Source organism: Paenibacillus sp. J31R98, assembly GCF_056269245.1.
In genome coordinates, this window is the sequence record NZ_JBWDNO010000012.1 from 1 (window position 1) to 15,192 (window position 15,192).

General features: G+C 50.7%; 9 protein-coding genes and 11 tRNA genes. All 20 read left to right on the forward strand.

Going from position 1 to position 15,192, the window contains the following annotated elements; genetic code table 11:
- The first annotated feature begins 133 nt into the window (after positions 1 to 133).
- The 20 genes from AC0YNX_RS29095 to AC0YNX_RS29190 all read left to right on the forward strand — a co-directional run bounded on the left by AC0YNX_RS29095 (position 134) and on the right by AC0YNX_RS29190 (position 15,188).
- Positions 134 to 209, forward strand: a tRNA-Asn gene (locus AC0YNX_RS29095).
- 3 nt (positions 210 to 212) lie between these two features.
- A tRNA-Thr gene (locus AC0YNX_RS29100) sits at positions 213 to 288 on the forward strand.
- A 15-nt stretch (positions 289 to 303) separates the two neighbouring features.
- Positions 304 to 378 (forward strand) — tRNA-Glu (locus AC0YNX_RS29105).
- A gap of 14 nt (positions 379 to 392) precedes the next feature.
- A tRNA-Val gene (locus tag AC0YNX_RS29110) sits at positions 393 to 468 on the forward strand.
- Between the two features lie 9 nt (positions 469 to 477).
- A tRNA-Gln gene (locus AC0YNX_RS29115) sits at positions 478 to 553 on the forward strand.
- A gap of 10 nt (positions 554 to 563) precedes the next feature.
- Positions 564 to 639, forward strand: a tRNA-Lys gene (locus tag AC0YNX_RS29120).
- Between the two features lie 34 nt (positions 640 to 673).
- A tRNA-Leu gene (locus tag AC0YNX_RS29125) sits at positions 674 to 753 on the forward strand.
- Between the two features lie 270 nt (positions 754 to 1,023).
- Positions 1,024 to 1,878 carry an ABC transporter ATP-binding protein gene (locus tag AC0YNX_RS29130; protein WP_475819213.1) on the forward strand — a complete coding sequence of 285 codons (855 nt, stop codon included), beginning with the start codon at positions 1,024 to 1,026 and terminating at the stop codon, positions 1,876 to 1,878.
- Positions 1,879 to 1,975: 97 nt separating this feature from the next.
- Positions 1,976 to 2,050 (forward strand) — tRNA-Gly (locus AC0YNX_RS29135).
- Positions 2,051 to 2,053: 3 nt separating this feature from the next.
- Positions 2,054 to 2,130: transfer RNA gene (locus tag AC0YNX_RS29140), tRNA-Arg, on the forward strand.
- A 26-nt stretch (positions 2,131 to 2,156) separates the two neighbouring features.
- Positions 2,157 to 2,233 (forward strand) — tRNA-Pro (locus AC0YNX_RS29145).
- Positions 2,234 to 2,241: 8 nt separating this feature from the next.
- Positions 2,242 to 2,315: transfer RNA gene (locus AC0YNX_RS29150), tRNA-Gly, on the forward strand.
- 243 nt (positions 2,316 to 2,558) lie between these two features.
- The gene (gene ppc / locus AC0YNX_RS29155) at positions 2,559 to 5,366 is read left to right on the forward strand and encodes a phosphoenolpyruvate carboxylase (RefSeq protein ID WP_475819214.1); all 2,808 of its coding nucleotides are present in this window, start codon (positions 2,559 to 2,561) and stop codon (positions 5,364 to 5,366) included.
- 181 nt (positions 5,367 to 5,547) lie between these two features.
- A complete protein-coding gene (gene sigW, locus AC0YNX_RS29160) occupies positions 5,548 to 6,114 on the forward strand; it encodes an RNA polymerase sigma factor SigW (protein WP_475819215.1) in 567 nt (188 codons plus the stop codon).
- Positions 6,115 to 6,237: 123 nt separating this feature from the next.
- On the forward strand, positions 6,238 to 6,867 hold the full coding sequence (locus tag AC0YNX_RS29165) for a zf-HC2 domain-containing protein (RefSeq protein ID WP_475819288.1): 630 nt from the start codon (positions 6,238 to 6,240) through the stop codon (positions 6,865 to 6,867).
- A 143-nt stretch (positions 6,868 to 7,010) separates the two neighbouring features.
- Positions 7,011 to 7,850, forward strand: coding sequence for a diadenylate cyclase CdaA (gene cdaA / locus AC0YNX_RS29170; RefSeq protein ID WP_475819216.1), 840 nt, complete (start codon positions 7,011 to 7,013; stop codon positions 7,848 to 7,850).
- Complete coding sequence (locus AC0YNX_RS29175; protein ID WP_475819217.1) at positions 7,843 to 9,342, forward strand: CdaR family protein; 1,500 nt, start codon at positions 7,843 to 7,845, stop codon at positions 9,340 to 9,342. The genes cdaA and AC0YNX_RS29175 overlap by 8 nt, the downstream gene beginning before the upstream one ends.
- A gap of 53 nt (positions 9,343 to 9,395) precedes the next feature.
- Entirely contained in the window at positions 9,396 to 10,742 is a 1,347-nt protein-coding gene (gene glmM / locus AC0YNX_RS29180) for a phosphoglucosamine mutase (RefSeq protein WP_475819218.1), read from the forward strand.
- Positions 10,743 to 11,496: 754 nt separating this feature from the next.
- Positions 11,497 to 13,329, forward strand: a complete 1,833-nt coding sequence (glmS, locus tag AC0YNX_RS29185) for a glutamine--fructose-6-phosphate transaminase (isomerizing) (protein ID WP_475819219.1) — start codon at positions 11,497 to 11,499, stop codon at positions 13,327 to 13,329.
- Positions 13,330 to 13,628: 299 nt separating this feature from the next.
- Entirely contained in the window at positions 13,629 to 15,188 is a 1,560-nt protein-coding gene (locus AC0YNX_RS29190) for a response regulator transcription factor (protein ID WP_475819220.1), read from the forward strand.
- The last annotated feature ends 4 nt before the right edge of the window (positions 15,189 to 15,192 follow it).

Sequence of the window (15,192 nt, forward strand, 5' to 3'; positions counted from 1 at the left end):
ACGTGTGCAGCTGACGAATACTAATCGGTCGAGGGCTTATCCTAAATAAGTGAAATCCAGCTAAGCAAGAAACCTTCGCAAAGGTTCGTATCCAGTTTTCAGGGTGTTAAGCATTACCTGAACATTATATTGTTCCCTGATAGCTCAGTTGGTAGAGCACTCGACTGTTAATCGAGTTGTCACAGGTTCGAGTCCTGTTCGGGGAGCCATTTGCTCTCATAGCTCAGTCGGCAGAGTGCATCCATGGTAAGGATGAGGTCACCGGTTCGATTCCGGTTGAGAGCTCCAGTGACTTTTTAGTACGGCCCGTTGGTCAAGTGGTTAAGACACCTCCCTTTCACGGAGGTAACAGGGGTTCGAGTCCCCTACGGGTCACCATTTCTTATCTTTACGGAGGCTTAGCTCAGCTGGGAGAGCATCTGCCTTACAAGCAGAGGGTCGGCGGTTCGATCCCGTCAGCCTCCACCATCTAACTGATGGGGATTAGCCAAGCGGTAAGGCAACGGACTTTGACTCCGTCATTCCCTAGGTTCGAATCCTAGATCCCCAGCCATTTTATGTACGAGCCATTAGCTCAGTTGGTAGAGCACCTGACTTTTAATCAGGGTGTCGTAGGTTCGAGTCCTACATGGCTCACCATTTTCATCTCAATGTAGATGAAAATTTATAGTAAGCGCGTATGGCGGAATTGGCAGACGCACCAGACTTAGGATCTGGCGGGCGACCGTGGGGGTTCAAGTCCCTCTACGCGCATCAGACAAGAAGACCCTGTATAAGGGTCTTTTTTGTGTATAGATTTGTGAATAACAATTTCAAACGGCTAGAAACTCGGTAGTGTCGGGTTTTCTCTATCCATACTTCATGCTGATTTCATCCACAAAGTTGTTTAACTTACTTAATAGTAAACAGGATTAGGAAGAACAACATTTGTAACTTGACGCATTTACTGAGAATGATTATCATATAAAGTATTGAGAAATATTATCAAAGGATCGGTAATCGAAATTAAGGGGCTGTCGCAAGATGCAATCATTCGAAACATCGAAACTAAACATTGGCTATGAGGAACGTCTCATCGTCGAGGATCTAAATATCGCTATTCCAAAGGGCAAGATCACTGCACTCGTCGGTGCGAATGGATCGGGTAAATCAACGATCTTGAAGACGATGGCTCGGTTGATGTCGCCTTCCGCAGGCACCGTTATGCTTGACGGTAAGTCGATCCACAAGCAGTCTACGAAGGAAGTGGCGAAACAGCTTGCCATTCTGCCTCAGAACCCGACAGCCCCAGACGGCCTAACGGTGTCTGAGCTCGTCTCATACGGGCGTTTCCCTTATCAGAAAGGGTTTGGTTCTTTAACCAAAGAGGACCGCTCTGTGATCTCCTGGGCTATCGAGAAGACCGGGATGATGGAATTCGCTGATCGGCCAATAGATCGTCTCTCAGGCGGCCAGAGGCAGCGTGCATGGATTGCGATGGCACTTGCGCAGCAGACTGAAATGCTATTCTTGGATGAGCCGACTACTTTCCTCGATATGACGCATCAGCTTGAAGTGTTGGAGCTGCTCATACAGTTGAATGCAACGGCTGGTAGAACCATTGTCATGGTAGTTCACGATCTGAATCACGCTTCACGATACGCACAGCACATGATTGCGATTAAGAGTGGTAAGGTTGTTGGTGAGGGAGCTCCTCAAGCGGTTATGACGAAGGATGTCTTGCGTGAGGTATTCAGCATCGAAGCCGACATTATCCCTGATCCGCGTACTGGAGTACCGCTTTGTCTGCCTTATGCGCTCGCGCGCAAAGTATCACCTGTGGAAGTTGAAGCCAATGAATTGGTGGAAGAGGCGGCAATGATGAGTATCTCTGTCTAGATGGCATGTGTCAAAATATTTTCAAAAAAAGACTTGCAATCTTATATCGAGCATGATATATTATTACTTGTCGCTCAGGAAATACGACGACACAAATGCGGAAGTGGCTCAGCGGTAGAGCATCGCCTTGCCAAGGCGAGGGTCGCGGGTTCGATTCCCGTCTTCCGCTCCATTAGTGCCCTTAGCTCAGCTGGATAGAGCATTTGACTACGAATCAAAAGGTCGGGAGTTCGAATCTCTCAGGGCACGCCATTTCTTTAAAGCAGTAAGATACATAACGGGATGTAGCTCAGCTTGGTAGAGCACCTGGTTTGGGACCAGGGGGTCGCATGTTCAAATCGTGTCATCCCGACCATTTCTTCTGCGGGTGTAGTTCAATGGTAGAACTTTAGCCTTCCAAGCTAATAGCGTGGGTTCGATTCCCATCACCCGCTCCATAAAACAACAACCAAAGCCTTGGGTAACCAGGGCTTTTTCTTTTTATTCATTTATGTTTCCTTTTTTTAGATATAGTGAAAAAGCTTCAACCGTATGTCGTTTTGTAGTATGATATGGTGAGTTATATTCAAATCAGGTTGTATAAATAAACGTTTGAAGAAGAATTCATGCATGAAATTCGTAAAAACTAAGTACATGCTTTACGAAGTGGCTTTCTTCGCAAAACCTTGAGGAGGATTAGAATGTCGGAACAAGCTGGAACTGTTGCAACAACCAACCGGCCGCAATCCAATAACTTGCTGCGCCGCGATGTGCGTTTCCTGGGTAACATTCTTGGAGATGTACTTGTGCATCAGGGCGGACACGAACTGCTGGAGAATGTTGAGAAAATCCGCGAAATGAGCAAGGCGCTGCGCGCTGAATTTCTGCCGGAGCTGTATGAAGAGTTCAAGCAGGTGATTGATGCTTTGAACCCGGAGACGCGCCATCAGGTCATTCGCGCATTCGCGATTTATTTTCAACTTGTTAATATTGCTGAGCAGAATCACCGGATTCGCCGGAAACGCGATTATGAACGTTCTGCAGGCGAGGATGTACAGCCTGGCTCGATCGAGAGCGCGATTCAAGTTCTGAAAGAAAAAGGCATCTCTGTTGAGAATGTAAAAGACATTATTGGTGACATCTCGCTCGAGCTTGTCATGACTGCGCATCCAACGGAAGCAACACGCCGTGCGGTTCTGGACATTCATCAGCGTATTGCTGCTGAGATGATGGAGCTCGATAATCCGAATCTGACTTATCGTGAGCGCGAGAAGCTGCGTGAGAAGTTGCTGAACGAAGTGCTGACGCTGTGGCAAACAGACGAGCTGCGTGATCGTAAGCCAACTGTTATCGATGAAGTGCGTAACGGTATGTACTATTTTGACGAGACGTTGTTCGAAGTGCTTCCAAGCGTATATGAAGAACTGGAGCGTTGCTTGGACAAATACTATCCAGCTGATCGCTGGCATGTTCCGACTTACCTTCGTTTTGGCTCGTGGATTGGCGGCGACCGCGACGGTAACCCGTCCGTTACAGCCAAGATTACTTGGGAGACACTGACGCTTCAGCGCGGGCTTGTGTTAAAGAAGTATGAGCAGCTGCTCAAAGAAGTCATGGAACAGCTTAGCTTCAGCACGAATATTATTACGGTCTCTGATGAGCTGCTTGAGTCCATCAAGAAGGATCGTGAGACGATCGAGCTGCGCAGCGTAGAATTGTGGCGCAATGAGAAAGAGCCGTACAAGATTAAGCTCGGCTATATGCTCGAGAAGCTGGCGAATACGTCAGATGATTCTCTGAAAGGCTCTTCGAAGCGCTATAACAGCGCGGATGAGCTGAAGAACGATCTGTGTATTATCGACCACAGCTTGCGTAACCACTTTGCCGATTATGTTGCGGATACACATATCCGTAAGCTGATTCGTCAAGTGGAGCTGTTCGGCTTCCATCTGGCAGCGCTGGACGTTCGTCAGCACAGTAAAGAGCATGAGAATGCGATGACTGAAGTGCTTGCGAACATGAACATTGTAGAGAATTATGCTGCATTGAACGAGGAAGAGAAGATTGAGCTGCTTCATTCGCTGCTTAAGGATCCGCGTCCTCTGACTTCGCCGCATTTTGCATATTCGGATAGCACACAGGAATGTCTGGATGTTTATCGCACGATCTACCGCGCTCAAGCGGAGTTCGGCCTAAACTGCATCTCCAGCTACCTGATCAGTATGACACAGGGCGCGAGCGACATGCTTGAAGTTATGGTGTTCGCGAAGGAAGTCGGCCTGTTCCGCAAAGAAGCTAACGGTACGGTTCGCTGCACGCTGCAGGCGGTACCTTTGTTTGAAACCATTGATGATCTGCATGCAGCGCCTGGCATTATGGAGCAGCTGTTCGCACTGCCGATCTACCGTCAATCCGTTGAAGCGCGCGGCAACCTGCATGAAATTATGCTTGGTTACTCGGACAGCAACAAAGATGGCGGCGTTGTAACGGCAAACTGGGAATTGCGCGTAGCGCTTAATGCAATTACAAGTGCTGCGAAGAAATACGACGTGAAGCTGAAGTTCTTCCACGGTCGTGGCGGTGCGCTTGGACGTGGCGGCATGCCGTTGAACCGGAGTATTCTTGCACAGCCTCCTCACACAGTAGGCGGCGGTATCAAGATTACGGAGCAAGGGGAAGTATTGTCCTCCCGTTATTCCATGAAGGGTATTGCATACCGCAGCTTGGAGCAGGCGACTTGGGCGCTTGTGACAGCATCACGCCTTGCGAAGTACCCTGAGCAGGAAGCGGATGCTACTGCAGAGTGGGATGAAATTGCGAAGGGCATTTCGGAGACAGCGCTGAACAAGTATCAAGACTTGATCTTCCGCGATCCGGACTTCATGACGTTCTTCAAAGAGTCGACGCCGTTGTCGGAAGTAGGCGAGCTTAACATCGGTTCCCGCCCTGCTAAACGGAAAGGAAGCGACCGCTTCGAGGATCTGCGTGCGATTCCGTGGGTATTCGCTTGGACGCAGAGCCGTTACTTGTTGCCAGCATGGTATGCGGCAGGTACGGCGCTGCAAGAATATGTAGGCAACGATGTGAATCGTATGGAAACACTGCGCGTCATGTATGCAAAGTTCCCATTCTTCACGACACTCATCGATACGCTGCAAAATGCGCTGGCTAAAGCGGATCTGCAGATCGCCAAAGAATATGCGGGCATGATTGCGGATAAAGAAATTCGCGATCGGATCTTTACGCAAATCGAGAACGAGTACAAGATGACGTCCTCGCTTATCTTGCAAATTACAGGACAAGCGGAGATTCTGGACAACTTGCCGGTTATCCAAGAGTCGATCCGTCTGCGTAACCCGTACGTGGATCCGCTCAGCTACATGCAAGTTCAGCTGCTCAAGGAGCTGCGCGAGAAGCGCGCTAACGGTGAAGCTGACGAGCCGGATCTGCTGCGTGAAGTACTGCTTACGATTAACGGTATTGCAGCAGGTCTCAGAAATACGGGTTGATACCCGGATTCAAATACCGGATCGAGGCAGCTTAGCTGCTTCAGATCCGGTTTTTTTGTTTAAATATATTATTGCTGCAGAAAAGTAGTTTTTTGCCATATGCTTAAGTTTCCATGTATAATCATGGAGGTACGATTCGTTCCTTTCTATATATAACGATTGGCCGTTTGGAGGAGTAGTGTTGAAATCAGTTGAGGCGAGGTTAGCAAGATTAGCTCTGAAAGGCGATCAGCGGGCTTTTGCCGAGCTTGTTGAGATGTATCAGGACAAGCTTTATCATATGGCTTACCGAATGCTATATAACCGGCAGGAAGCAGAGGACGTTGTACAGGAAGTGTTCCTGCGGGTATACAAGAACTTGGAGCGCTACGACGATACGATGAAGTTCTCCACTTGGATCTACCGGATCGCAACGAATCTGTGCATCGATCGGCTGCGCAAGCGCAAGGCTGTTTATTCGCTGGATGCGGAATCGAACGAGCATGAAGGGCTCGATGGCTATGCAATGATTCCAAGTGATAACCGGACGCCGGAGAGCGAGTTGCTGCTGTCGGATACGCAGCGGATCATTCATCAAGCGATCGAGACATTGCCAGTGAAGTATAAGTCCGTTATGGTTCTGCGGTACTTAGAGGAGCTGTCGTTGCAAGAAATCGGAGACGTGCTGGGGATGCCGGTAACGACGGTGAAGACGCGTGTGCATCGAGGCCGGGAGTTCCTTCGCAAGAAGCTTGAGCATAAGCTGTAGCAGATGGGCGAGAGTGGAAAGTTACATTTTGGCAAGCGGAGCTTCTTAAAAAAGTGAAACATCTCTGTCGGTGACACGTAACCTATACTACTGTAGATTATAATGAAGAAAGGATTGGCTGCTATGAATTGCAACGTCGCCATCATGCAAATGCATGATTATTTAGATGATGAGCTGTCTTACGGCGAGCAAGCTGAACTAAAGCTTCATATAGATTCCTGCGCGTCATGCCGTACTAGGCTAGAGCAGCTCGAACGGACCGAGGCGCTCACCGAATCGATGATGGATAAGCGGCGTATAGTGTTGACGAACGAGCAGTCCTCAGCCCTTACAGCGCGTATAATGGACGCGGTTCCATTCAAGCGGCGCCGCAGAGCTGGATTCGCAAGCTGGGTGCGCAGTCATCCGGCGATCTCAGTCGCAGCGGTATTCTTCATCGTCATGTTCTCAAGCTTCCTCGCCATGTGGCAGCAGGATAGCGAGCTAACGGTAAGCGGCGCGGATCTGGCGCAAGTCGTCATTCAAGGCGATACGGTGACTGTCCCTGAAGGCGCTCACTTGAAAGGCGATCTGGTCGTTGAGAACGGCAAAGCGAATGTTTACGGTGAAGTGGATGGGGATGTAACGGTCATCTCAGGTAAGCTGTATCAAGCGTCTACTGCCCATATTTCCGGAGAAGTGAAGCAGATTGACCAGGCGCTGGACTGGTTTTGGTACAAAGTGTCACATTCCATCAGCAGTTTGGCGTACTGATTTGCATTGCTAACCTCCTACTATGGGAGGTTTTTTTGTGAGAAAAAAGGATTTGTAGCCCTATTTCTAGAAGATAATAAGGTTAGAAATAAGGTAAACAGATTAATGATACCTAGGCAGATGTGTTTGGGGGTGGACGATGGATGAACTATTTTGCTGATCTGACCTGGAAAGGCTGGATCAAAGATCTCATTGATATCTCGATCGTGAGTTATATTATCTATAAACTCATCTTGCTCGTTCGCGGAACCCGGGCGGTGCAGCTGCTCAAAGGGATTATCGTGCTCGTCGCGACTTGGGCGCTCAGTACGTGGTTTGACCTGTATACGCTAAAATGGCTCATGAATCAGATGTTCACTTTCGGTGTCGTGACGATTCTGATTATTTTTCAGCCTGAGCTTCGCAGGGCGCTCGAGCAGCTTGGACGAGGCAGCTTGTTCAGCCGATCGTCTGTGGTGGAGCGGGATATAAGCGACCGCATTAACGAAATGATTAAGTCGATTAATTATATGGCCAAGCGCAAAATCGGCGCGTTAATCGTGTTTGAACGGAGTACGGGGCTCTCCGACTATATTGAGTCCGGCATTCAGATGGAGTCGATTGTCAGCTCGGAGCTGCTCATTAATATTTTCATCCCGAATACGCCGCTTCACGATGGTGCCGTCATTATTCGAGGCAATCAGATTATGGCTGCAGGCTGTTATTTGCCGCTCTCGGAGAACCCGTTCATCAGCAAGGAGCTCGGGACAAGGCACCGCGCCGCAATTGGCGTCACAGAGGTGTGCGATGCCATCTCGGTTATTGTGTCTGAAGAGACGGGACAAGTCTCCCTTGCGGTCGGCGGCATGATCGTTCGCGACATTAAAGAGGAGTCGCTCATCTCGAAGCTGTTCGAGGAGCTGAATCCGAATTCGAAGGCGCGCGAGCGTGTGCGCAAAAAGACGCCTTTCTGGAAACGGAAAGGAGGCAGTCAGCATGGATAAATGGCTGAGCCATCCGACGGCGATCAAGATTATTTCGCTGATGATCGGGATCCTTATGTGGGCTGTTGTACATTTTGACTCGGAGAAATCGCCGAATACGGTTGCGACCTTAACGGAAACGCGTGAGATTGATGCGGTTCAGGTGAAGCCGATTGGCATGGATGATAAAAACTTCGCACTGCGTCTGCTGGACCCAGTCGAGGTGCATTTGACGGTAAGCGGCTCGCGGTCAGATTTCCTTATCGCGGAGCGCAACAATGATTATCAGGTCACGGTGGATCTCAGCCAAGCGACAGAAGGCCGGAAGGTACTGCCGCTTAAAGTGAATCTGCCTCGAGGACTTGAGCTCATTGAAGTAAGGCCAAGCAATGTCACGGTCGTTCTGGAACGGCTGCTTACGAAAGAATATGATGTGACGATACATACCGAGGGCAAGCCGGGCAAAGGGTACAAGACCGGGCAGCCGGTCGTGAAGCCTAACCGCGTGCATGTCACGCTGCCGCAGGATCAGATGGACCTTGTCGCCTCTGTCGGGGGCACAATCTCGGTAGAGGATGAAGAGGAAACCGTCGCAGATAAGAAAATGAAGCTAGCCGCTTACGATAAGGACGGCAATGAGCTGACGGATGCGGTCATTAGCCCGAGCGTGGTGGAGGTCGAGGTACCGATCACGAAGCCGTTCAAGAAGCTTCCGCTTCAGATCGGATTCACCGGACAGCTGCCCGAAGGGCTTGCGATTGCTTCCTTCAAGCAGAGTGTGGATCAGATCACGGTGTATGGACCGCAGGATGTACTCGATACCTACGAGTACTATGACGGCCTCATGATTGACTTGTCGAAATTGAAACAATCGGGTACGATGGACCTCAATGTGGTGCCCACCGGCGAGATCGCTTCGGTGGACCCGGTTAAGGTAACATTCGACTATACGATTGTGCCAGCGGAGTCACGAGTGATCTCAAGTTTGCCTGTAACGCTCATTGGGCTCTCGGATGGCTTGAAAGCGAATATTTCGCTGCCTACGACCGGCACGGTGGATGCGATTATACGCGGTGCGCCAGATACGCTGGCCGCGCTTGGCGTCAAGGATGTCCAGCTTATTGCCGACTTGAGTGGGCTTGGACCTGGCAGCCATGTTGTGCCGCTGGAGATGCATCTGCCGCGGTTCGTGGAGCAGGCACCGAATGCGCCGCTCAGCATTACAGTAGATATTACGGATGGTACGACGTCTTCGGTGACGCCAACGGATGCAGTCCGGACTGATGGACAGCCGAGTGCTGGCAGCGGCGGTAACAGTAGCGGTAACGCGACTGCGCCCGATAGCACAGGCAATGCGGCTGGTGGTGAAAGTGACGGCGGTACGGGCAATGGGACGGCAACGGAGTCTCCCGCTGGCGGAAATGACGCAACAGCAAGCGGCGGAAGCGGGCAGAATAGCCAGAATACCGCTGGCAACAGCAGCTCGAATAAGAACGATGGAGCGCAAGAATAGCTGGGCAGGGGAGCTTGTACTTACTACGAATAGACAAAAGGGGAATAAGAGAAATGGGTAAATATTTCGGTACGGATGGTGTTCGGGGCGTCGCGAATCGCGAGCTGACTCCGGAGCTTGCATATAAGATTGGCCGCTGCGGCGGATATGTACTTGCCGGACAGGCGGAGCGTCCGAAGGTTGTTATTGGCCTGGATACGCGTATTTCCGGTCCGATGCTGGAAGCTTCGCTGATTGCGGGGTTGCTGTCGATCGGAGCTAGCGTTGTGCGTCTTGGCGTCGTATCTACGCCGGCAGTCGCTTATTTGACACGTGAGCTTGGCGCTGATGCTGGCGTTATGATATCAGCTTCGCATAATCCGGTCGAGGATAACGGCATTAAGTTCTTTGGCGGTGACGGTTTTAAGCTGTCTGACGATACAGAGCTTGAAATCGAGCGTCTGATGGATGCTGAGGTAGATGAGCTACCTCGTCCAGAAGGCGGCGATATCGGTACGGTAACGGTGGATGAATCGGCGACGCGCAAGTTCATCGACTTCTTGAAGACGACAGTTAAGCAGAACTTCGCAGGACTGAAGATCGTCCTTGACTGTGCGAATGGTTCAGCCCATGAAATTGCGCCAACGGTATTCCGTGAGCTGGGCGCGGAAATTATCACAGTAGGCGCTGAGCCGAACGGCCTGAACATCAATGATGGCGTTGGTTCCACGCATCCGGAATATCTTCGCGAGGAAGTGCTGAAGCACGGCGCTGATTTCGGCTTGTCCTTCGACGGCGACGCTGACCGTCTCATCGCAATTGATGAGAACGGCGACGAGGTAGATGGCGACTTCATTCTATGCATCTGCGGCGACGCGATGAAGCGGGCTGGAACGCTTAAGAACGACACCGTCGTAACGACGGTGATGAGCAACATCGGCTTCTTCAAAGCGGCTCAGAAAATCGGACTAAGCACGGCTCAAACAGCTGTTGGCGATCGTTACGTAATGGAAGAAATGCGCCGTGGCGGCTTTAACCTTGGTGGCGAGCAGTCTGGTCATGTGATCTTCCTCGACTATAATACAACTGGCGACGGCATTCTGACAGCTCTGCAGCTGACAGATACGCTCGTGGCATCCGGCAAGAAGCTTAGCGAACAGAAATCGCTTATGCGCAAATTCCCGCAGGTGCTCATTAACGTGCGTGTAGCCGACAAGAGCACATATAAGGACAATGCAGCGATTGCAGCTGTTATTGCTGAAGTGGAATCGGAGCTTGGCGACAACGGCCGTGTGCTCGTTCGTCCGTCCGGTACGGAATCGCTGATTCGCGTTATGGCTGAAGGACCGGATAAAGAGCAAGTCGAAGCCTATGTGAGCCGGATCGTCGATACGGTACGCGCTGAGCTTGGCGCAGAGTAACTGCTAGTTGTTGGTAAGGTTAACATAGTTAACATGTCTGCAAGCAATCCTGGACGTGCGGCAACCGCGGCGTCCAGGATTGTTTTTTTGCGCTCAGAAAAAAGTACAAAATGATGACAAACCTCGACTGTTTTTGAAAGCGATTACGGAAATTATTTGTTGCACCTTCGCATAAAAATGAATATAGTAAGAAAGTACATTTAGGAATGGAAAGCGAGGGTCGTGGTTAAGATTTACTCAAGCGCCAGAGCTTGCGCGGGTTTGTATAGCTGCTGTGTATCGTTCATATTGGAAATGGACGCACGGCGTTTCACCGGCTGTACCAATCGGCAAGCTGACGAGGTGGAGGTGTTCGGAATGTTCGGCGGGGACCTCCCGGTATTGCATTTGACCGTAAGCCGATACTCAAATAGACTGGGCAACTGGTCTGACAAAAGTTCGGTAGAATGCTCTATAGCTAGAATGGATGCGCACGCGGCAACGGAGGCCGTGGTGTGCGGTTATGATTCGAAGCAGACATAATGGACTGCTTTTATTGTGTTATTCTCGAATGTAAGCATTATTTTGCCATTTGCATGCAGGGCGTGCTCTTTATTTCTTATTGTCTTTTTCCCTGGATGATTTCATTCATGATTCATATTTAACCCTTGGCAGGACGGAGCCGGCGATGAGGCGGCCTTGCGCCGCCATGCATAGCAATCGAGGCATCCGACTGAAGCGGGGGTACTATACCCAAATTCGGAGGTCTATATATATGTGTGGAATTGTAGGATATATCGGTAAACGGGATTCGCAGGATATTTTGATTGAGGGCTTGAAGAAGCTGGAGTACCGCGGTTATGACTCCGCTGGTATCGCTGTTTTCACGAAGAATGGATTGGAAGTACAAAAGTCGATCGGCCGTCTTAAGAACCTGGAAGAGAAGCTGGGTGGTCAGCCGCTTGAAGGTTCTGTTGGTATCGGTCATACGCGCTGGGCGACGCACGGCAAGCCATCTGACGTAAACTCTCACCCGCATACGGATAACACGAATAAGTTCTCCGTTGTGCATAACGGCATTATCGAGAACTACCTCGACTTGAAGGATGAACTGATCGCAAAAGGTGCGCAGTTCGTATCGGAGACAGATACAGAAGTAATATCCCACCTGATCGCATCGGAATACAATGGCGATATCGTCAAAGCGGTTCAGCGTGCGGTGAAGCGCATGCGCGGTGCATATGCCCTTGGCGTATTGACGGAGTTCGAACCGGACCGCCTCGTAGCCGTTCGTTTTGCAAGCCCGCTCGTTATCGGCGTAGGTGAAGGCGAGAACTTTATCGGCTCGGATATTCCAGCAATTCTGGAGCACACGCGCGATGTGTACATCCTGAATGACGGCGAGATGGCGCTTCTGACGAAGAACGCTGTCGAACTGATGACAATCGAAGGGAATTTTATTTCCAAGGAAATATTCCGTGTCGATTGGGATCTGGTAACAGCTGAAAAAGCGGGCTTCGATCATTTCATGCTGAAAGAAATCTATGAGCAGCCTAAAGCATATCGCGACACGATGATGGGCCGTATCTCGGATGATGGCCGCAGTGTTGTCCTGAAAGAAATCGGCATGACTGCAAATCAAATCCGCAGCATCCGCAAAATCCATATCGTTGCATGCGGTACAGCTATGCATGCTGGTTTGGTAGGCAAAACCGTCATTGAAAACCTGGCTCGCATTCCGGTTGAGACGGACGTTGCTTCCGAGTATCGTTACCGCTCGCCAATCATCACGCCGGATACGCTTGTTATCGTTGTTAGCCAATCCGGTGAGACAGCAGATACGCTTGCGGCACTGCGTGAAGCGAAGCGCTGCGGCGCACGTGTCATGGCTATCACGAACGTGGTTGGCAGCTCGGTAGCGCGTGAAGCGGATGATGTTATCATCACGCAAGCTGGTCCTGAGATTGCCGTAGCTTCGACGAAAGCTTACACGTCGCAGCTGATCGCGTTCTTCCTGTTCGGCTTGTTCCTAGCCGACACGCTTGGCACTCGCGACGCGGATGCAATCGCAGAAGTGGTTGCAGCGATGCATGAGCTGCCCGAGAAAGTGGAGCGGATTCTGACGGAAGCACCAGTGCTGAAGACAATCGCGGAATCGCTCGCGAAGCATAACAACCTGTTCTTTATCGGCCGCGGCGTAGACTTTGCAGTTGTGCAAGAGGGCTCGCTGAAGCTGAAAGAAATTTCGTATATTCATTCCGAAGCGTATGCAGCAGGCGAACTGAAGCATGGTACGCTGGCGCTGATCGAGGATGGCATTCCGGTCATCTCGCTCATTACGCAAGAGGATCTGTATGAGAAGACACTTAGCAACATTAAAGAAGTGAAAGCTCGCGGTGCGCATGTACTTGGTGTTGTGAACGAAGGCTTGGAAGTAGAAGTCGGCAAATCCGTCGACGAGCTGTTCGCGATTCCGAAGACGCTGCCGTTGCTTTCTCCAGCATTGTCGGTCGTGCCATTACAGCTGATCGCGTACTATGCGTCGCTTGCTCGCGGTAATGATGTTGATAAGCCACGTAACTTGGCGAAGAGCGTTACGGTGGAGTAGTTAATGTGAAAAAGTGAATTATATATATCACTTATTAGAAAAGTTCCGATGATGTTCTATATGTCATCGGGACTTTTCTATGAAGGATTCAATAAAGGTCGGAAACAATCGGTACCCGAAGCGTCGCTCCTAAATCCCGTTTTCTTTTGACCCCTGGGATGCTACAATGAAGCCAGATTTATTGATATTCGGCAGAGGCCATAGAAGCCACTTGTCCCCCTTTGTGAGAGGCACAGAGGGATAGAGTGGCTTTTTTATTTCTTCATTAAAATGATAGCGCTAACATAGGAGGTTCATTCATGTCGGTTGATACGATATGCGACATTGTGCTGGTGGACGACGAAGCACTAATTAGACAAGGAATCAAGCACTTTCTCGCTTGGGAAAGTGAGGGCTTTCGCATCGTTGGCGAAGCTGCGAACGGTAAGGAAGCACTGACCATCATCGAGAAAACCCGCCCCCACATCGTGCTGACGGACATCGTGATGCCCGTGATGGACGGCGAAGAGCTGACCCGCCGGATCAAGTCCCTCTATCCCGAAATCGAGGTTATCGTCTTGAGCAGCTTCGGAGAATTCGATTATGTCCGGTCCACCTTCCAGAGCGGCGTCGCCGATTATATTCTGAAGCCGAAGCTCGAGGAGAGCGAGTTGCTGCGAACTTTGAAGAAAACCGCGGCCCGAATTCCGGCGCTCTCCGGTAAGGCGTCGGTATCTCCGGGGAAGAAGGCGCTCCGGCAAGCGGTTGAAAAGCTCATGGATGGATTCAGTGAAGTGCTGGACGAGACGCTGATAAAGACGTTTCTCCCTCACGCTTATTTCTACCTAATTGGCGTCCAGATTCAGGGGCAGAGTGCCATGAAGCCCGAGACGACTGGGGTCATGGCGACAAGCTTTGAGGAAACACTGGCTCTCATAGCGCCTTCGGCGGCCTTCTGCATGCTGGAGCCGAAAGATGGCACCATCCTGGCGCTGCTGAATACGGAGAGTCGCACGGTTGAAGACGCATTTCATGTCTTGAAGACGGTATCACAACTGACGGAGGAGCGTTTCCCGCTGGCCGTTTTTGCCTTGAGCGGCGTTTATGAGGATGCCGCCCGGACCGCGGACGTGTATAGGAACGAGCTAATCAATTTGTTCCAGCGCCGCTTCTACTTCCCGAGCCTGCGTGTCATCCTAGAGGAGGATTTGCCTCCTCCGGGTCAACCGCCCGGCCCGTTTCCGCTCAATCGGTTTGCCGATAAGCTCCGCGGGCGTCACGAGGAAGCTTTCGAGGACTTAAAGGCCTACGTAGCACAATCGGCGACCTGCCACGGGATGGATGTGTTTGCATTTAAATCGTTCCTCACTGCGATCATATTCAATATCACGGTGCTGCTGGTAGAGGGTCAACATAAGTTTCGAGAGCTGGAGCGGGCGAAATACGCGTACTTCAATGAAATTAACGTGGCAGTCTCCGCTGTCGAGGCAGTTAACTGTCTCTATGCTTTCATGGAGGAAGCGAAACGGTGCATCAGGGAGTCGGAGCCTCAGGGAGGCAGCAATATGAAGATGTTGCTGGAATATGTCGAGAACAATTATGCAGAACCCCTCACGCTGAAGGATATGGCCCGGCATTTCCATTTCAATCCTTCGTATCTCTCCAGTTATTTCGCAGCTCACAATAAGGAAGGTTTTACAGAATATCTCAATAAAATCCGCACGGGAAAAGCCGCCGATCTGCTCAGGGAACGGGAGGCGACTATTGCCGAGATTAGCGAGCGAGTCGGCTACTCGGACCACAGCTATTTCTCGCGAGTATTCAAGAAGGCGACGGGCTACTCCCCGAGCGAGTACCGCCGTTATCACTGGAAATTGTAGAGGG